Origin of the sequence: Streptomyces sp. NBC_00322, assembly GCF_036147535.1 — a bacterium.
Lineage (GTDB): Bacteria > Actinomycetota > Actinomycetes > Streptomycetales > Streptomycetaceae > Streptomyces.
The window spans coordinates 7,868,891-7,887,413 of record NZ_CP108019.1; the positions used below are offsets into that span (position 1 = coordinate 7,868,891).

An 18,523-nucleotide genomic window follows, 5' to 3' on the forward strand; every position below is an offset into this window, starting at 1 on the left:
GCTGGCCTCCGTCCAGTCGCGCTGTTTGAGTACCAGACGGCGAGTGCGTGTCGAGTGATTTGCTGGCATGGGATCCACCTTGCTACTTCCGATGTGTATGGCCGCTTCGGGCGGTGTCGGATCAGTTCAATCCGTGAGCGTCCAGGATCTCCTGTCGAATCTTCTCGAACACTTCTCGTTTAACCTTCTCAGGTGGCACGTCCTCGCTGAAATCAAAGGTGTAGCCGCTGAGGAACATCTCGATGTACTTCGCCTCGCGCTCCGCGAGGTCCTCGCCCCCGATCAGCGGCTTCTTGCGCTTCGGTGCACCGCTTATCCCAGTCCGCTCCTTGGTTCGCTGCCTCTTCAGACCCTTCTCTTCCTCCTTCGTGCTTGCCTCGTCCATGCGTTGCTCGTACCGCTGCTGCAACTCCTTCAGCTGACCTTCTTTGCTCTTTCCGGCGATCCACGCGTCCTTGCTCGGAATGGCGTTCTGCGCACCCCCGGGAGCGACCGGGTAATCCTCCAGGGCAGATTTCAGCAGCCCTGTGTCGCCCTTGACGGATGCGCGTGCCAGCATCTTCGCCAGCATGGCCGAATATACTCGTGACGATTCATCCCGGCGCTTCTCACTGTAGCCGGTGATGGCCATCAGAGTTCGCGCTTTGTTGCGCTCCGTATCCCCCATGACCCGGCCGACCTTGTCTCCTTTGAAAAGCTTCAGATAGTTCTCACCGTGCTGTTCGAGGTATGCGTAGCCATGAACGCCTTCCCGCTTGGCAAGTTTGGAGTAGGGCGGTGCGTCTCCCCTTACCTGTCCTTCCTGGCGCATGTGGGCCACGGTGTTAACGCCGCCGGGCATTTCGTGCATCTTTACGCCGCCGCTTTCGCCTTCCCAGTCCAGGTCCCATTCGCCAGGGAGGTCGTATTGCTTCTGCTCTCCGGTGCTCACCTTCTTTCCTGTCTCGGGGTCTTTCTTCAGTACATCCTTCACCCCCTTCTTGGCGCCGTGCTCCGGGAATTCGCCGCCGGCTTGGAGGTCGTCCAGGTCTGCGACGAGTTCGCTCATACGAGTCCCCTCGCTCACCTTTACTTGACTCACTTTCCCGGTCTCCGGGTCGCGGATGACCTCTGCCGGGCTGTTGCGGTTCTCGTTGGCAGCGGACTTGGAGCGCACTTCCGCTGAGAGTTCTTGGACGAAGGCAAGCGCCTCGCGGGGTTCGATGGTGACCGTCGTGCCGGGTACGACGATCGCCGGTGGGCTGGCCCATGCCCGGATGGTGAACTTCCGGGCGCCGTCGGCCGCCACTCGGGACAGCCGGTACCAGACCCGCATCGCATTGAGGGCAGCGTTGAGAAGGCGCGGCGGCACCCCTTTGCGCAGCATGGCCTTGAGGGCCGGGCGCATGCGGGCCACAGCTTTGGCGAGCCGATCGCCGTGCTGCTGATCTTTCTTATTCTTGTGCTCGTCCTTGTTCTGTTTCTTCTGGTCCGTCTGCTTCTTCTTGTGGTCGCGCAGGTTGTCGCGCTTCTGCTTGAAGACGTTGCGCAGCTTCGACGCGCTGTTCTTGAGGGCCTTGCCCGGCTTGCTCTTCTTGAGCTTCTTGCCCAGCGTCTTCGCCGCGTTGCGGACCTTCGTCAAGGCCGACTTGACCGCCCTCTTTGCCCTGCCGAGGGCGTTGCCCAAGGGGGACTTCGGCTTCTGGGGCTTGGTGGGCTTGGGGCCCTCGATCTCTTTCTTCTTCTTGGAGGCTTCGGGCGTTTTACCCTTCGTGCCTCCAGGTGTCGTGTCCTTCGGCTTCGCCGACGTCGGCTCCGGCTTCGCAGGAGACTTCGGCGTCGCCGTGTCCTTCGGTTTCGGCGGGGCCTTCGGGTTCGGGGAAGGCTTCGCCTTCGGCTTGGGGGACACGGCGGGCTTGCGCAGGGTCTGCTTGGCGTTCCGGATCGCGCCCCGCGCCTTGTTGACCGCCTCGCCGGCCGCCTTCTTCGCGCCCTTGCCCGTCTTCTTGAGGCCCTTCATGATCGTCTCGGCCATTGCCTTGAGGCGCTTGCCGACACCCTTGGTCGCAGAACCGAGGCGTTGCAGAAGGAAGTTGGCGATGAAGTCCAGCAGCGCGACAACGCCCGCGGCCACCGCCTCCGCGAACAGACAGGCCGCCGGGCCCGCCTTGACCGCCTTCAAGTAGGCCCAGAATTTGCTGAATGCCGAGAGGATCGAGCTGATGCTCTGCCAGGCGGCCATCAGGCCCTGGACGATCGTGAGGATCGCGCCCGCCGCGGGGACGATCATCGAGACGACCTTCTCGATCACGAGCGACGCGATCATCATCGGCAGCGACGCGATGATCGCGTCCCACGCCATCTTCCCGATCTGCTTGATCGAGACGCAGCCCTTCACCAGGACATTGATGACGGCCTTGCCCAAGCCGAGGATCCCCTCGACCTTCGTGTCGAACCACCGCTTGACGCCGGTCTTGATCGCGCCCCACAGGTGGTCCTGGATACCGGACTTCGCCGAGCCTCCCGCCTTGCTGATCCAGCCACCCGGGTCCGGCGCGATGTCCGCCACCAGCGCGGCGAACTTGCCCAGCGCCTCGATCGCAGCCTGGGCGAACTTGATCGCGCCGAGGATGACCGCCTGGTAGAGCTTGATGACGGCCTTGATGCCCGCCTCAAGGACGTCTAACAGCGCGTTCAGGCCCGCCGCCAGGGCGTCGAGCAGCGCGTTGACCGCCTTCTTCAGGCCGTCCGCCAGCGCGTTGACCCCCGCGATCGCCTTGTCGCGCAGGCCCTCGATCGCCTTGCGGAACTTGTCCCGCAGCTCCGGGAAGGCCGCGAGCAGCACGTCCCCGATGGCGATAAGCGCATCCGCCAGCACGTTGATCGCCTGGATGGCGAGGTCTCGTACGAAGTCGATGGCCTTGTTGGCCCACTCCTTGAACGTGTCGATGATGCCGTTGACGGCCTTGCGCGCGGCGTCGAAGACCTTGGTCACCGCGTCGAGGATCGCGTTGAACGCGCTCTTCACCGCGTCGGCGACCCAGCCGAGGAAGCCCCCGGAAGGCTTTTCCTCCTCCTTCTTCTTCTCGGCCTCCTTCTCCGCGTTCTGGCGCTCCGTGTCGATCTGCTTGTTGTCGTTCTCCTTCCGGTCGTTGACCTCCTTGTCCTTGTCGTCGCGGGCCTTGACGATTTCCTTGTTCTTGTCGGTGTGTTCCTTCTCGGACTTCTTGTCCGCGTCCTCGATCTTCTGGTCCTGCTCGGTGCGCCAGCTCTCGCGCTCGCGCTGGGCATCCTCAGCCGCACGGCCGCGCTCGGCCGTCTGCTTCTCCGCGTTCTGAGTGACCTCGCGGTCGATCTCGGTCTGCTTCTCCTGCTTGGCCTGCTGCTCGCCCTGCTGCTGTTCCTTCTCCTTGACGGTCAGGTCGCCCTGAGCCTGGCCCGCGGCCCCCTGAATCTCAGAGCCGCGTTCCTGCTTGGCGACCGCGCCGACGCCCGGCTTGGGCGCGGACCCGGCCTCGAGACCGCCCCCGCCGCCCCGCTTTCCGCCGGCCGTGGCCTTGCCGACCAGCTGCTCCTGGGGCGCGTCGGGGAAGATCTGGTCCTCGCCCATCGGCTTGGCCGCGTCCTCACGGCCCGTGCTCTGGATGTCGGACTGCTTCTCCTTGAGCGCCTTGGCCTGGTCGTCCGTGCGCTTCGGGTCGCTCTCGCCCTCAAGCCTGATCTTGGGGGCGGGGCCGACCGTCTTGTTCTGCAGTTCCGGGTCGACGGTCGGGACCGCGTCGGCCGCGGCGTCGACGTTCTTGGCCTCTTCCGCAGTCAGCTTGTCCGCCACAGGTGGCGGCGGCGGGGGAGTGTTGTCGGTGGGCTTCGCACCCTCCGCCTTTTCGCTGCCCTTGGCCTTCTGCTTCTCGATGCGATCCTCGGGCCCGAGCTTCTCGACCTTGCCCGTCACCTGGTCGGCCGGCGCGGCCGCCTCGGGCGGGCCCGACTGAGTCTGCGGCGCGCCCGAAGGACGTTCCCGCCTCGGCGGGTTGGCGTCCAGCCGCCGCTGCTCCTCGCCGACCTTCTTGTCCGCCGCGGCGTCCACACCAGGCATGGCGGCAGCCGCCTGGTCCGGAGCCAGCTTGCTGACCGTACCGATGGCGGCCTTTGGGTCCTGGCCCGAGACGTCCGGCGGCTCCTCCTGCTTCTCTTCGGGAGCTGCTCCACCGCCGCCTCCGCCGCAGCTGCCGCCGCCCTCTTCCTTCTCCGCCGCGGGCTCCGGCGGGGCGCAGCCGCCGCCGTCCTTCTCGAGCGACGCCTCCGGAGCAGCCTGGGCACCTTCCGGTGCGGGCGCGCCCATCCTGCCGGGGCTGTCGGTCTGTTCGCCCGCAGGGCTGACCGCCGCCTGTGCCGCGGACGGGGCCGCGCCAGGTCCCGCCGCTGCTGTCGGACCCGCCTGCTCGCCGCCGCCGACCGTCCCGCGGGGAGCCGCACCGGGGCCGGCTTCCTTGGGGATCCGGCTCTTGGGTCCGGCCGCTTCCCGCTCATTCCTGGGCGGCTCGGCGTCACGCCGCGCTGCCGGGGAGGGGTTTCGGTCCTCCGCAGGCGCCTTCTGCGTCTGCGCACCCGCGGGCCGCGTCGCCGCCGGGCCGGGCGACGTGTCCGGCGCGGAAGCGCCCTGCGACTGCCGCTGTTCGCCCCGCTGTTCCTGTTGCCCGCGCTCCTTCAGCTCCTGCTGCTCGTCCTGCGCGTCCTTGGCGTCCGGCCGCTCCTCGGCTTCGCCGGAGTCCTCGCCCCTGCCCTCCTGGGCCTGCTGCTGCGCGGGGTCCGTCTTCTCGGCCTCGGGCTCCTGCTGGTCCTTCTCGGTGGTCTCCGGGTCGGGCCCGACTTCCTGATCGGTCGGCTTCTCCGGCTGCAGGTCCTTCGCGCTGCGGTCCTGGGCCTCGGCCGCGGGCCCGCCTTCGGGCTTCGGCGCCTCGCCCTCGACCGGACCCACATCCTCGCCCGGCGCCTTCGCCTCGGGCCCGGCGGACTCCTCGTCCTCCTCGTTGGCCTCGTTCTCGCGCTGCTGTTCGACCCGTTCCGCCTTGGTCGGGGGCGGTGTCGGGAACGTAGGGACGGACGGCTCCGCGGCACCAGGTGTCATCTGGTCGGCGGTCGGTACGGAGGACACGTCCAGGTCGGCGTCCGGCAGATAGTCCTCGGGCTTCAGCTCAGGCTCGCCCTTAGGAGCACCGCCCTTGTCGCGGTCGCCGTCCTGCTCACCACCGATCTCCCGGTCTGCACCCGCCTCGAGCCCGAGCGGCTTCTCCTCCTCGCGCGGCTCGCCCTCGTCCTCGTCCTTCTCGTGCAGCCCGTGCTCCGACAGGGCGCTGTCCCGTTGCTCCGCCCGCTCGTCCACCTTCTCCGGGCGTACGGGACCGGGCTGGCCCTTCGCCTTCGGGTCGAGGTTCTCCTGCTTCGAGCCGTCCGCCGGCTTCTTCGCGTCGTCCTTGCGCTTGCGCTTGTCGGCGCCGGGGGCGTTCGCCTGCTCCGGGTCCTGCTCCTCCCGGTCGCGCTGTTCCTTGCGCTCCTCCTTGGCCTGCTCGGATCCGTCCGCCTGTCCCTGGTCGCGTTCGTCCGCGGCCTCGTCGACCTGCTGGCGGTCCTGGCCCTGCTTCTCCTCTTCCTGCCGCTGCTCCTGCGCGGCCTGTTGCCGGGACTGGGCTCGCTCGTCCTCCTGGTCCTTGCGCTGGGCGGCCTCCTGGTCCTCGGCCGCCGCGTCGGAGCGCGCCCTGCTCCGGTCGCCGCCGCGCTTCTCGTCCCGCGCCCTGGCGTCCTTCTGCTCCTCGCGGGAGTCCTCGGCCTGCTTGTCCTTCGAGCCACGCCCGCCCTCTTCCTGCCGCTTCCACTGGGTGCGCTCGACACCCAGTAGCTCGAAGAGGTCCGTCTCCGGCTCGGGCACCTCGGCCGGCTGGAGGTCCAGGGGCTTGGTCTCGGACTCCTCGGCGAGGTCGAGGAGCCGGTCGTACTCGTTCGAGAGCAGCCGCACTTCCAGCCGGTCCAGCACCGAGTCCTGCAACTGCGGTGACATCCGCGCGAGTTGGAGACGAACGCGTCCCGAAAGGTCCGCCGGGTCGCCGCGCAGGGAGCGCAGCACGCCGTTCGCAAGACGGTCCACCAGCGTGGCGGGGTCCAGTTGTTCCATACGGGACCGGTCGGCGTCGACCGTGGCGTACCGCAGCCAGCCGGGCGTGGACTGCTCCGGCTCCACCTCGGGGGCCTGCTCCTCGTCCCGTACGAGGGCCTGGGCCGCCGACTCTGCCTCGCGCTCCATCGCCTGCTGGGGCAGGCTCACCGCACCCAGATCGCGGCCCGCGCGCAACGCACCCAGACCGTCCGGGTTCTGCACCGTGTGCAGCAGCTCATGGGCGAGCAGCCGCTGCCCGTCCGCCGTGCCGGGGCGGTAGGCGCCCTCGCGGAAGAAGATGTCCTGGCCGACCGCGACCGCGTCCGCGCCCAGCAGCTCCGTGAGCGTGCCCGCGTCCCGGTCGGTGTGCAGGCGCACCCGGCTGAAGTCGTGGCCGAGCTGCTCCTCCAGCTCCCGCCGTACGCTCAGATCGAGCGGCTGTCCGGCCCCGCTGACGATGTTCTTCGGCTCCGGCGTACGGGACTTGGCGCGCTCCTTGCGCTTGCGCCGCCGTTCGGCCTGGGCCGTCTGCGCGTCCTGGGCATGTGACGTACTCATCGCGGCTCACCCCGCCCCGAAAGTCCCGCGTGCACGGCACGCGCAAGCGCCTCGCCGAGCCGCCCCGGCGAGGTGGTCGCGGGCAGCGGTGGCAGCCCGGACAGGGCGTCCAGGGCCCGGCCGCCGTCGGCGGCCAGCGGCACGCCACGCTCCCGTACGAGCCGGGACAGCTCCGCCTCGAACGCGGCCGAGACCCGGTCGGGGTCGAGCCGTTCGAAACCGTCGAGCACCAGCTCGCCGATGTCCACGCGGATCGTGCGCTCCGCCGGGCGCGGTGCCTCGTTCAGACCCATCCGTGGACCTCCGAGGGCGTCAAGGAGCGGTCCAGCTTGAGGTATTCGGTACGCGCCGCCTCCAGCATGTGACGCATCTGGAGCCGGTCGCCCTCCTCCGCCGCGAGGAAGGCGCCCGACAGCGCGATATTGCGGATCGAGCCGCCCGCCACCGTCAGCCGGGCGAGCTGCTCGGGATCGATGCCCTTCATCGGGGCCCGCGCGGGCAGCACCCGCCGCCAGATCTCGGCGCGCTCGCTCTCACCGGGGAAGGGGAAGTCGACGACGAAGCGGATACGGCGCATGAACGCGGTGTCCAGCGCCTGCTTCATGTTCGTGGTCAGGATCGCGAGCCCCCGGTACGCCTCCATCCGCATCAGCAGATAGCTGACCTCGAGGTTGGCGTACCGGTCATGGCTGTCCTTGACCTCGCTGCGCTTGCCGAAGAGGGCGTCGGCCTCGTCGAACAGCAGCAGTGCGCCGCCGCGTTCGGCCGCGTCGAAGACCTTGCGGAGATTCTTCTCGGTCTCGCCGATGTATTTGCTGACGACCTGCGAGAGATCGATGATGAACAGGTCCAGGCCCAGTTCCTTGGCCATGACCTCGGCAGCCAGGGTCTTTCCGGTGCCGGAACCGCCCGCGAAGAGCGCGGTGACGCCGAGTCCGCGGCGCAGCGTCTCGGCGAAGCCCCACTCCTGGTACACGGTCGAGCGCTGACGCACATGGGCGACGATCTCGCGCAGAATCCGCAACTGCCGCTCGGCCAGCACCAGATCGCCCCACGCCGCCCGCGGCTCGATCCGCCGGCCCAGTTCGTCCATGCCCATCCGGGCCTCGGTGAGCCCGGCCCGCCAGGCAAGAGCGGTGGCGTCCAGCTCGTCCTCGCCCGGCAGATCCCGTACGACGGCCGCGCCGGCGGACCGGATCAGATGAGGCGGCAGCGAGAACTGCTCGACGAGATCCCGCAGATCCTCCTCGCTCACCTCCGGTACGTCAGCGAAGGCGTCCGCCCACACGCCCAGTTGCTCATCGGCGTCCAGCGGGGGCACTGTCACGCGCTCGCCGCGCGGCCGGGCAGTCTGCCGGGGATCGAGGCTGGAGACGACGAGCGGAACGGCCGCGCTCTCGATGAACGCGTCCGTCGCCGCGGCCTGGTCACGGTCGAGCTCGCCGACCTCGACGAGCAGGGCGGCAGGCAGCATGATCGCCTCGCGCTGCCACAGCCGCGCCAGGCGGTCGCGCTCGGCCGGATCGGTGGGCATGTCGTCGGCGGCCATGGCATAGAGCCCCAGCCCCGAACGGCGGGCCGCCGCAGCGGCGATGTCGGCACGGGTCCGCAGATCCCCGCCGACCAGCTCGACCCGCAGCGGCGCATGCGCTCCGGCTCCCGCCCAGCCCGCGGCGACCTGACTCGCGGCCAGATCGTACGAGGCGGGCAGGGACGCCGGTACGGGCGCACGGCGCAGCAGTCCGTGCAACCGGGAGTCCAGATAGGGCGAGCCGACGAGGAAGTGCAGGATGCGCTCGTCCAGCCGCAGCCGGGAGGTGGTCAGCCGGGTCTCGTCGTCCAGCTCGACGAGCCGCCAGCGGCGCAGCGGGGCGACAGGGGTCAGCGCGCTCCAGTGGGCACCGTCGAGCGCGGCAAGGGCGAGCGAGAAGGTGGGGTGGGCGCGCTCGGGGTCTCCGCTCGCGGCTGCACACCGTCCACCGGTCGTGGGGTCGAGCTCCGCGGCGGCGGCCAGCAGGACGACATCGCGCTCGAAGGGGCTGAGCCCGAAGCAGGCGACGAGCGAGTCGAGCGTGGCGGGCCCGCGCACCCCGGGGGCGGCTGCGAGAAGGCCCTGGGCTGCCGGTTCGCCGCCGGCTGCGGCGGTGGGGGTGCTGTCTCCGGCGGCGAGTTCGCTCCGCGGAATGGGCGCGGCGCCCGGGTCGCCGCCCTGCCGCCCGGGCTCATCCGCCCCACCCGCCGCGGCGGCGCGGTGGTCACCGGCGCCCGGAGCGTCCGTGCCCGCGGGGCCGCCTGCTCCGTCGGCCGCGGCGTTCTGACCGCGGCCCGGCCGTCCCTGCGCCCGGGCCGCATGGGCGTCGATACGGGTGAGCACGGACCGTACCGCCGCGAACAACGCACGGCCGTCCGCCGTGGTGGACCCATCCGTCCCGTCGAACGTGCCCATACCCTCACCCGCCCCCGTGTTGCGCACCGTGTCTCAGCTCTCCTTGTCGTCTGCGCCCGCTTCAGTGCTCTTACGGGCACGAGCGGGGTCGGCCCGTTTCGCGACGGGTTTCGCTGCAGCCTTGGTGGCCTTCGCCGCGGCCCGCTTCCTCACGGGCACAGCCGCCTTGGGCTCCGCGTCAGGCGCAGGCTCCGGCTGCGGGTCCGGCGACGGCTCGGGACCGTCCACCTCGACCGCCGCCTCCGGCCGCCCCGGCGGCACCGGCGCGCCCGGTGCCCCGAACGGCAGCACCTTCACCGTCCGCCGCTCCACGGGCTTCGCAGGGACCGGCCTCTCGCGGCCCTCGATCAGGACCAGCGACGCCTGGTACGCCACCGACAGGGTGTACGGGGTCTGATGGAGCATCCCCCACAGCTTCGACGTCTCGTCGATGTCCATCACCGTCGGTGTGAACCGCACCTTCTGCGGCGACTCGGCCAGATCGCTGCCCGCCAGATACGGCCGCTCGGCCGCGAGCTCGATCAACTCCTTCGGCAGCACTGGGATTTCGTGCAGTGTCCGCACCACGCAGCCGATCAGCCGCTGCCCGACCAGCTCGGCCTCCTCCCCGTACGCACTGATCAGAAAGTGCAGATCCAGCGCGGCCGCAGGCCGCTTGAGGAGCGTGCCGTCCGAGGCGCGTGTCGGCAGGTCGGTGTGGCGCATCGAGGGGTTCGGTGTGACCTGGTACAGGAAGACGTTGATGGTCGGCTCGGTGGGCGGTTCGGCCGGTGGCTTACGGGTCTCGACCTTGACCGCGATGTCCATCTCGGGGCTCAGGTTGTTCTCGATCAGCAGGGCCAGTGCCTGGGTGACCGTCGCGATGGCGAGTGCGTTGCTCATGACCTCAGTCCCTCTTCTCGCCGCGTGACAGATAGTCGTCCAGCGTCAGCGCGGGCGCGCGCCGTCCGGTGTGGTCGGGGCGGCCGCCGTCGGGGCGGGGCGGCGGAGCCGCGCTGACCTCCAGCCGTCCGATCTGTACGTGCACGACGCGTTCGGCGGGCCGCGGCGCGCGCCGTCCCACGCCGCTCAGCGCAGCCCCGCGGGCCGCGGCCGTATCGGCACCGCGCGGCCGGGCCGGTGCCGAGGCGGCCCGGGGGACCGCTTCCGTGGCCCGCTGCGCGGAGGCAGCCGGCGTGCGCGGTGCCACGGGCACCTCGGCCGAAGTACCCCGCTGCCCCGCCCGCGGAACATCCGCGGCGGCCGGGCGCGGCGCCACAGGCGCGGGCACGGCAGGCTGCAGCAACGGCCCCGGACTCTGCACGGCCTGCACCGCCCGCCGCTCGGTCTCACCCGCCACGGCCGCGGCCTCGGTCCGTACGACGGTCTCGCGATCCGTCCGCACCTCGCGCTCACGCCGTACCAACTCGGCCGGTCCGAAGGCAGGTTGGGGCGCCGAAGGGATCAGCGCCGCCGGCTCGTCGGGTTCCGGTGGTCCGCTCCGCAGCGCCTCGACCCGTTCGAACGGACCGGGCAGCCGCGGCCGGACCCGCGCCGCGCCACCACCGTCCGCCGGCACCGGTGTGTACCGGGCGAGCAGCCGGTCGAAGTAGTCAGGCATCTGCGCACAGCTCCAGGTAGTAACGACGCCGCAGCGGGCTGAGCGCCAGAATCTCCGGCTCGCTCCACCCGTAGGCGGTGGCGAGCAGATGGACGTCGAGCATCAAGTCCCGCGCCCAGGTGTCGAGTTCGGTCCACAGATAGGAGGTGATGTCCAGCTCGGCCGGGGTGGCCTCACCGCACTCGGGGCACGCGACGTTCAGCGTCACGTCGGCCGCCGGGTCCGCCGAAGCCGCCGTCTCCGCGAGCTGTCGCTGTACGCCCTCGGGCAGCAGTGCGGCCAGCCGATCGCTCGGAACCGCCTCCCCGTTCCGTACGGCCGAAACAGTGCAGCGCGCCATGAGCAGCCGACGGGCCTCGTCCGGATCCGGCACCGCACCGGCCGCCGCGAGGTCGGCGACGGTGGGCAGCCGGAACTCGATCGCCCACTCACCCTCCTCCACCCGCAGCGGCCCGTCCGGTGTCTTGGCCCGGGCTCCGAACAGCGTCGCGTCGAGGTCGAACTCCATGGCCTCGCCGCATGCCGCGCACTCGACCCGCACCTGCATGCGCTCGCCGAACAACGCCCGGCGCAGCGCGAACAGATCAGCCTCCCGCTCGCCGACCGGCATCGACAGCAACGCGTCGGTGCCGGCCCCCGGGCGGGCCGCCCGGTGCAGCAGCAGAGACCTTCCCGAGTCGTGCTGGGCGAGCCCGGCCTCCCAGGTGGCGAGCAGCGCGGCAGGCCCCGTCGGCGTCATCCCTCATTCCTCCGGTGCGCAGACGTCGTTCAGGCGGGATGGGTGAACGAGGGCTCGACCGGCTCCTCCACCTCGTAGTCCCGCTCCCAGCCCTCGCACTCGAGCTTGACGCTCTGGATCGCGACGGCGTTGGCGTTGGCGTCCAGCTCGCCGAGCACCTGGTACTCGCTCACCCAGGCCCGGTAGAGCTTGTGCGAGACAGCCACCTGCCCGGCCTCGTTGAGGACCTGGATGATGATGTCCTTGCGGAAGTCCCGCAGCGAGACCTCCGAGCCGAGCCCGGCCCCGACCTGCCAGACCTTGTTGGCCCAGCGGTCGAACTCCGGGTCGTGGGTGACCCCGCGCTCGAGCGTGACGCCCTCGAACTCGGAGCGGCCCGGCGACTTGCGCGGAGAGCTCGGGTCGCCGCCGTGGCGGTGCTTGACCACCTCGGTGGTGCGCTTGAGGGGACTGATCTTGCTGATGCCCGCGACCGTTCGACCGTCCCAGAGGACCAGGAACTTGAAATTCTTGTAGGGGTCGAAGCGATGGGCGTTGATCTGGAACTCAGCCATCGGTTTCCTTCGTGTTCCTTTTCCTTGGGTTACGAGAGGTCGAACTGCCCGGCCATCTGCTGGATCTTGACGATCACGAACTCCGCGGGCTTGACCGGCGCGATGCCGATCACGACATTGACCACTCCGGCGTCGATGTCGGCGTCGGTGGTGGTGTCCTTGTCGCACTTGACGAAGTACGCCTCGCGCGGCGTGCCGCCCTTGAACGCGCCCTGCCGGAACAGGTCGTTGAGATATGCCGATGCCTTGAGCCGGATCTGCTGCCACAGCTGCTCGTTGTTCGGTTCGAACACGACCCACTGCAGACCGCGGTGGAGGCTCTCCTCGACATGCAGCGCGAGACGGCGCACCGGCACGTACTTCCACTCGCTGTCGAGCGCGTCCGCGCCTTCCAGCGTGCGCGCGCCCCACACCAGCGGGCCCACCACGGGGAAGGTGCGCAGGCAGTTGATGCCCAGCGGATTGAGCAGACCGTTCTCCCGGTCGGTGAGCTTGACCGACAGGGACCGCACACCGGCGAGCCGCGCCTCGGTACCGGCCGGCGCCTTCCACACGCCACGCTCGCCGTCGGTCCTCGCGATGACACCCGCGATGGCACCCGAGGGCGGGAAGGACCGCAGCCGTCCGGTCAATGGGTCGTTGAGCTGCAGATGCGGGAAGTAGAGCCCGGCGTGATTGCTGCGTACGGGCTCGAACGCGCCGATTCCGGCCCGGGCTGCGTCCACGCTGCCCCAGGTGGACGGCGAGTCGACGAGCAGGAAGATCCGCCGCTCCCGGCACAGCTGCTCGGCCGCGGAGAGCACCGTGACCATGTCGTCGGTGGACTCGTACGCCGAAAGCTCCGGCAGAGCCAGCAGGTTGACGTCGTCCACGTCGCGCAGCGCCTGGACGCCGGTCTTGCGCGCCTCGCTGCCGATGAGGTCGCGCGGCCCGGGCGGGTCGCCGTCCTTGCCGCCCTGAAGCGGGAAGACCGGCGGGTTGACCGAGGCTTCGAGACCGAGGTCGTTGGCGCACTCGCCGACGAAGCGGACCACATCGTCGGGGTCGACGGACCCGGCGACGACCTGGAGGCGCCGGCCGAAGGCGGTGACCTCGGCTCCGGCGAAGGCGTGCTTGCCGGGGGCGTCGGGCAGCGCGCGCAGCTTGCGCTCCAGGAGCAGGGCGAGCTCGGTGACACTGGCCGGGGGCTCGCCGTCGTGGTCGGGCTCGTAGAGCGTGAACTCGCGCTCCACATCGCCGATCTTGACCTTCAACTCGACGTTCAGGTCGGGCAGTTCGGCAGCGAACGGCTTGGAGACCGTGCCGGAGGGGTCGGGCCGGTCCTCGTCCAGCGCCTTCACCCGGACCAGCGAGGAACCGGCGCCCACGACCGTCTCCACGAAGCGGCCGTGACCGCTGTGCATCGACAGTCCGGTGAAGGACTCGCGGGCGCCGCCACGCGCGTCGAGGATGTGCAGATTGAAGGTCTTGTCCGGGGTGGGGGTGTCGTGGTCGACGGCCACCCGCAGGCCCGAGCCCCATACGCCGGGCTCCTTGGCGTGCACCTCGAGCACCGGGCACTCGCTGTGCCCCTCGGTGGAGTTGAGCGTGACGCAGGCTTCCTCGCCGGTGCCGGCCTTGGCCACGCGGACGATCACCGCGACGGTGCCGCCGTTCCCGAAGAACTGGTGCACCGCGTAGCTGACAGCGCTCTGCGAGGTGAGTCCGCCGAAGCGGCGCTCGAAGTCGGCGAAGCTGGTGATCCGCACGGGTTGGTTGAGCGGACCCCGGCGGGTGTGCCCCACGAACGCGGTCACCGAGGTGGTGACGGAGGCGATGGTACGGATGCTGCTGGGAAGTTCTTCGATGTATACGCCGGGATAGCCCATGTGCGTCGGCATTCCCCCTCCATTCCCTTCGCGCGCAACAGGAGATGAGGAGGGGAGGTGAAGAAGCCGCACGTATGCGTCGAGCATGCATACGCGCTCTTCACTGCATTCCCCCGTCACACACCCCGTGCGATATCGGTCTCGCAGGGCCATCGGCATGTGCGCTGTGCTTGTGGCTCCTGATGCATGAGTGCCTCTGAAGAGTCTGGTTTGCACCTCATGGGCGGGTCAAGGGGCCGATTCGGTCATCCGGCGATCATCGTCGGAGGCGTCGGCGACGGGTGATTTGACGTGGTCGGAGGGATATCGCTGGCCGAATATGAAGAGGAATTCACGATCACTTCACAGGAAAATTGGATCAGGTGTGGGAAACAAGCCGAATGCAACTGGTTGCGGCGCGCCGCCTTGTGTCCCTTTGGGGGTCAAATGGGGCTTATTGGGTGGGGTACTTGGAGGCGTCGCTGACGGGCACGTCGGGGTTGCGGAACCAGGAGCCCTGCACCGCCTGCTGAATGAGCATCAGGATGGCGCCGATCACCAGGGCGCCGATGCCGATGACGGAGACTCCGCCGGTGTCGCCGAGCCATGGCAGGTCGATGACGGTGGTGCCGTACTCGGGATCGGCGTAGACGCTGAAGGCCGCGTAGCAGAAGAAGTACAGCAGCATCAGGGCGCCGAGGAGCGGCAGAACACCCTTCAGCCAGAAGTCGGCGGCGCTGCGGGTGAGGACCTTGCGGAAGTACCAGACGCAGGCGAAGCCGGTCAGTCCGTAGTAGAACGCGATGCCCAGGCCGACCGAGGCGATCGAGTCCTCCAGGACGTTGCCGCTGATGGTCGTCAGGCCTGCGTAGAAGGCAATCGACGCCAGGCCCATGGCGACCGTCGACCAGGTCGGGGTCAGGAAGCGCGGGTGGACACGCGCGAAGACCGCGGGAAGTGCCTTGTGCGTCGCCATCGAGAAGCTGGTGCGGGCGGTGGGGAGAATCGTCGTCTGTGTGGAGGCGGCGGCCGATGTGAGCACCATCAGGACCAGCAGCTTCGACAGAAACCCGCCGAATCCCTCCGTGCCGAACACATCGTCGCCGAAACTGCCCAGCACATCCCCGGAGTTGTCGGGGTTGGCCAGTCCGATTCCCTTCTCGCCGATACCGGCGAAGGCCTGGGCCGATGTCGTCACCAGCAGGTAGATGGCGAGCAGCAGGACGGTGGAGATGACGGCGGCGCGGCCGGGGGTGCGCTCGCGGTCGGCGGTCTCCTCGTTGACGGAGACGGCGGTGTCCCAGCCCCAGTAGATGAAGACGGCGAGCAGGACGCCCTGGGTCAGGGAGCTGGCCGAATCGATCTCGAAGGGGTTGAACCAGGAGCCGGACACGTGCAGGGACTCCGGGTGCGGGTTGTCGCCGTAGACCTTCACCAGCGCCGTGATGGAGAGGATGGCGAGGAGTACGAGTTCGATGCTGAGCAGCCACTTCTGAAGGAATGCGGAGATCTCGATGCCGACGTAGCAGATGAACGTCATCACGGCGATCCAGATCACACCCGCGAACATCGTCCACCAGCGGCTTTCGGCCACGCCGTCGGCTCCGACCAGCTGGAATCCGTACTGGCCGGCGATCTGCGCCAGATTCGCCATCACGATGATGTCGGCGATGATGATGCCCCAGCCGCCCATCCAGCCCGTGCGCGGTCCGAAGGCCCGGGCGGACCAGGTGAAGGTGGTGCCGCAGTCGGGGTCCACGGCGTTCATGGACTTGTAGGCGTAGGCGATGAAGAGCATCGGGACGAATCCCAGGATCACCACGACCGGGGACTGGAGCCCGACGGCCAGGACGATGAAGCCGAGTGTGGCGGCCAGGCTGTACGCGGGGGCCGTCGAGGCGAGGCCGATGGCCACGGAGGAGACAAGGCCCAGGGCGCCGCGCTTGAGCCCTTTCTCGCCCACCGCGGATGTCTGCGTCGGCAGGGATGCGGGAGGCCCGTCGGGAAGGTTTTGCATGGTGCGGCCTTTCGCCGATCAGCCACGCGGGATGCGCAGATGCGCCGCTACGTTCCGTGATACACCCGTTTGTGGATGATCGAAACTCGGGACGCCTTTCGGCAATCGGAGGAAAGCGCTCTCAGGCCGCGCTCCCAAAACCCCGCACTCGGCTACAGGCCCGATTTCCGGGTGCCCGGTCGGCCGTACGGCGGCAGTTCTTCCAACTGGCCCGGCCTCGGGGAGATGGAGCGGTCACCTGGGAGCCGCCGAATACCCCGGCGCTCTGACCTGCTTCCTGATCGGTTCGAACCAGCCGCCGTCGTCCGGCCCGGGCTCCGGCTGCGTCGCCGCCCGGGGCGCCGGGAGACAGAGCGGCCGGGTGCGGGCTTCGGGATCGATCCAGATGACGGGGCGGGGGTCGAAGAACTGTTCCGAGTGGGAGACATGTCCGCGTTGTTGCACCGAGGTGGGCAGCGGGTCACGAATAAGCGATTCTGCGGGCAAGCCGGACTCGTACAGCAGCGCGGCCGTCTCCTGGACGAACATCACCGGACCGCACAGGTAGACGGTCTCGCCAGGCCACTCCCGGCGCCCGCTCAGATTGCTCTGCAGCCGTTCGGCGGCCCGCGTCCTGCCCTCGTTGCGCTCCTGGCACCACCAGTAGGCGCTGAGACAGGGGTGGGCACGCAGTAGGTCGACCAGTGCGTCTCCGTCGTAGAAGTCGGCTTCGCCGCGCGCCACGACGTCGACACGGATACGGGGCGAGGGTTTGCGGGCGAGTAACTCCTCCAGGACCGACTTGACCGGGGCCCAGCCCGTACCGGCGGCGATCAGCGTGACGGCCGGGGTGCCGGGCGGCGGGGCCAGCGCGGAGCCCGAGGCGCCGCCCAGCCGGAGTATCTGGCCCGGCTCGGTGCCGTCGCACAGCACATTGCTCAACAGGCCTTCGTCGACCCGGCCGACATGGAATTCGAGCGCACCGCCGCGGTCGGGGTGGCCCGCCAGGGAGTAGGGCCGCCACACGCCCGGCAGATCGGGGTGCTCGATCGTGGCGTACTGGCCGGGGAGCCACGGGTAGTGGGCCGACGGAGCGGCACGGATGACAGCCGTGTGCCCGGCGTGCAGCCGGTGCGAGACGACTGTGGCCTCCCACGAGGCTGGCTCGCCCGCGGCGAGAGACAGCCGGGCGCCGCCGGTCATGGCCTCGGCGGCGCCTGTGTAGACGCGATTCCAGGCAGCTTCGGTCCGGTCGTCCCAGAAATACGTGCTGTGGTACCGGACGGCGGCGACGAGACTCTCGCCCACCGCCGCGTAATCGTCGTCGACTATCCCGAACTTGCGGTGATCCCGGCCGAGCCGCTCGAGATGGGCCGGGAGGCCAGGGTGGTCGAGATGGTCCACGACATGCACCAAGGCCGTGAACAGACGCTCGTACTGATCGTCCATCACGGCCGGAAACAGCGGGCGCAGCTCCGGATGATGGCTGAACAGATGCGCGTAGAAGTAGCGGACCACGTGGGAGGCCCGTCGTCTGACCCGCTCCAGGCTCGCTCTGACCACATCGATGTCGTCGTTCATGGGTATCCCCCGCGCCCTTGTGAAGCACCGACCGCCCGCGCGGGGTCAGGGGGCGGCGTCGTTGCGCGCCGTCTGAACGCGCGTCAAAAGTGCTGAGCCAGCGCACCGTATCAACTCATGGGCGATGTCGAGCTGTTGAGGCGTGAATTATGTCTCGACTGGAACATTCCCGTTCCGGCCGGGAGGCGCGGGAGCCCGGCAGGCCCTAGGGAGTGTCTTCAAAGTAGCGTCGTCCGCCCGAAGGGCAGGCCTGGCGGCGTCTGGTGCGTGCGATCGCAAGGCGGAGGTGAGCCTGAGCACGATAGGTGTCGTATTTGCACGACAACTGTCGTCATCCGCGTCCGGCCTCCTGGTGCAGGTTCTCCTGGGTCGGCCTCCACGGGGCTCCGAGAAGCGGCGTTGTCAGTGGGCTCTGCCAGGGTGTGCGTCGTGGACGAACTGGTGGAGCGTGTCGACGATCAAGATCGTGTGCTGGGGGTGGTGGTCAGCCGCCGGCAGGCCATCCGGGAGGGTTGGCTGCACCGGGTCGCCGTGACGGTGTGTCGTGATGAGCGTGGGCGGATCCTCGTTCACCGGCGGTCGGAGCAACTGTCGCGCTTCCCCGGGCTCTACGAGGTCGTGGTCGGTGGCGCCGTGGATGTCGGTGAGTCCTATGAACAGGCCGCCGCACGGGAGCTGGCCGAAGAGCTGGGCATCCGTGTGCTGCCGCGCTTGCTGTTCACGTTCCTCAACCGCAGCGGTTTGAGCCCTCACTGGCTCAGCGTGCACGAAGCCGTGGTGCCGGACGCCGTGGCCGCCGATCCTGATGAGGTCGCCTGGCATGGCTGGCTGACCGAGCCGGAGCTGCGGTCGGCCCTGCTGGAGTGGCGCTTCACCCCCGACAGCCACGAAGCCTTCAGCCGGTATCTCGCGTTCCGGACCGCGCGGTCCTGACCTTGCCCGCTTCTCGGGCTGGGGTGCCTGCTTGCGGCCAACTTGCCTGCAAAAAGCACGGAACACGTCAACAACGATGCGAATTCGGCGACAGATATCGTGCTCAGTGCTTCAAGAAAGGCCAGGTCGGGGTGGGAGG

Annotated in this window: 11 protein-coding genes; 1 reads left to right on the plus strand and 10 read right to left on the minus strand. The window is 69.1% G+C overall.

From position 1 onward, the window contains the following. Positions 1–121 precede the first annotated feature (121 nt). From OG905_RS35915 to OG905_RS35960, 10 genes are all read right to left on the minus strand, one after another. Positions 122–6,688, minus strand: a complete 6,567-nt coding sequence (locus OG905_RS35915) for an eCIS core domain-containing protein (RefSeq protein ID WP_328681008.1) — start codon at positions 6,686–6,688, stop codon at positions 122–124. After that, complete coding sequence (locus OG905_RS35920; RefSeq protein WP_328681009.1) at positions 6,685–6,981, minus strand: hypothetical protein; 297 nt, start codon at positions 6,979–6,981, stop codon at positions 6,685–6,687. Before OG905_RS35920 ends, OG905_RS35915 begins: the two co-directional genes overlap by 4 nt. After that, positions 6,972–9,134 (minus strand): ATP-binding protein, encoded by a 2,163-nt coding sequence (locus tag OG905_RS35925; protein ID WP_328682781.1) that lies wholly within the window; start codon positions 9,132–9,134, stop codon positions 6,972–6,974. Before OG905_RS35925 ends, OG905_RS35920 begins: the two co-directional genes overlap by 10 nt. A 33-nt stretch (positions 9,135–9,167) precedes the next feature. Further along, complete coding sequence (locus tag OG905_RS35930; RefSeq protein WP_328681010.1) at positions 9,168–10,016, minus strand: DUF4255 domain-containing protein; 849 nt, start codon at positions 10,014–10,016, stop codon at positions 9,168–9,170. A gap of 4 nt (positions 10,017–10,020) precedes the next feature. Continuing rightward, a complete protein-coding gene (locus tag OG905_RS35935) occupies positions 10,021–10,734 on the minus strand; it encodes a hypothetical protein (protein WP_328681011.1) in 714 nt (237 codons plus the stop codon). Continuing rightward, positions 10,727–11,473 (minus strand): T4 family baseplate hub assembly chaperone, encoded by a 747-nt coding sequence (locus OG905_RS35940; protein WP_328681013.1) that lies wholly within the window; start codon positions 11,471–11,473, stop codon positions 10,727–10,729. The genes OG905_RS35935 and OG905_RS35940 overlap by 8 nt, the downstream gene beginning before the upstream one ends. Before the next feature lie 29 nt (positions 11,474–11,502). Further along, positions 11,503–12,027 carry a phage tail protein gene (locus OG905_RS35945; RefSeq protein WP_030352235.1) on the minus strand — a complete coding sequence of 175 codons (525 nt, stop codon included), beginning with the start codon at positions 12,025–12,027 and terminating at the stop codon, positions 11,503–11,505. 29 nt (positions 12,028–12,056) lie between these two features. Next, a complete protein-coding gene (locus OG905_RS35950; protein WP_328681057.1) occupies positions 12,057–13,907 on the minus strand; it encodes a phage tail sheath C-terminal domain-containing protein in 1,851 nt (616 codons plus the stop codon). 421 nt (positions 13,908–14,328) lie between these two features. Then, entirely contained in the window at positions 14,329–15,891 is a 1,563-nt protein-coding gene (locus tag OG905_RS35955; RefSeq protein WP_328681059.1) for an APC family permease, read from the minus strand. 234 nt (positions 15,892–16,125) lie between these two features. Beyond that, positions 16,126–17,451 carry a globin domain-containing protein gene (locus OG905_RS35960; RefSeq protein WP_328681061.1) on the minus strand — a complete coding sequence of 442 codons (1,326 nt, stop codon included), beginning with the start codon at positions 17,449–17,451 and terminating at the stop codon, positions 16,126–16,128. 429 nt (positions 17,452–17,880) lie between these two features. On the opposite strand from OG905_RS35960, the gene OG905_RS35965 reads away from it, so the two are divergent. Beyond that, entirely contained in the window at positions 17,881–18,384 is a 504-nt protein-coding gene (locus OG905_RS35965) for an NUDIX domain-containing protein (protein WP_443044027.1), read from the plus strand. Positions 18,385–18,523 lie beyond the last annotated feature (139 nt).

Excerpts from the sequence above, each read along its gene's own strand:
- OG905_RS35915 (WP_328681008.1), bottom strand. The coding sequence starts at position 6,688 with ATGAGTACGTCACATGCCCAGGACGCGCAGACGGCCCAGGCCGAACGG.
- OG905_RS35920 (WP_328681009.1), bottom strand. The coding sequence starts at position 6,981 with ATGGGTCTGAACGAGGCACCGCGCCCGGCGGAGCGCACGATCCGCGTG.
- OG905_RS35925 (WP_328682781.1), bottom strand. The coding sequence starts at position 9,134 with ATGGGCACGTTCGACGGGACGGATGGGTCCACCACGGCGGACGGCCGT.
- OG905_RS35930 (WP_328681010.1), bottom strand. The coding sequence starts at position 10,016 with ATGAGCAACGCACTCGCCATCGCGACGGTCACCCAGGCACTGGCCCTG.
- OG905_RS35935 (WP_328681011.1), bottom strand. The coding sequence starts at position 10,734 with ATGCCTGACTACTTCGACCGGCTGCTCGCCCGGTACACACCGGTGCCG.
- OG905_RS35940 (WP_328681013.1), bottom strand. The coding sequence starts at position 11,473 with ATGACGCCGACGGGGCCTGCCGCGCTGCTCGCCACCTGGGAGGCCGGG.
- OG905_RS35945 (WP_030352235.1), bottom strand. The coding sequence starts at position 12,027 with ATGGCTGAGTTCCAGATCAACGCCCATCGCTTCGACCCCTACAAGAAT.
- OG905_RS35950 (WP_328681057.1), bottom strand. The coding sequence starts at position 13,907 with ATGCCGACGCACATGGGCTATCCCGGCGTATACATCGAAGAACTTCCC.
- OG905_RS35955 (WP_328681059.1), bottom strand. The coding sequence starts at position 15,891 with ATGCAAAACCTTCCCGACGGGCCTCCCGCATCCCTGCCGACGCAGACA.
- OG905_RS35960 (WP_328681061.1), bottom strand. The coding sequence starts at position 17,451 with ATGAACGACGACATCGATGTGGTCAGAGCGAGCCTGGAGCGGGTCAGA.